The sequence below is a fragment of the Pseudomonas sp. SF2 genome (assembly GCF_036858055.1).
Taxonomy (GTDB): domain Bacteria; phylum Pseudomonadota; class Gammaproteobacteria; order Pseudomonadales; family Pseudomonadaceae; genus Aquipseudomonas.
Window position 1 is genome coordinate 46,525 of record NZ_JAMBDI010000046.1, and the last position, 211, is coordinate 46,735.

The window sequence follows — 211 nt, forward strand, 5'->3', positions numbered from 1 at the left end:
TCCCGGCTGAGCTAATCACCCATGTCTCTCGGTGTGGCGCGCATTCTACGGGCGACTTTACGCTCTGGCAAGCACTTATCGAACTTTTTGCAAATTTCGGCGAAACACCAAATCACAGGCACAAAAAAAGCGACCCTAAGGTCGCTTTCTCTGTTACTTCCGGGTGTTCAGTAGGCCCTGGAAGTGAAATATGGCGCAGCGGACGGGACTC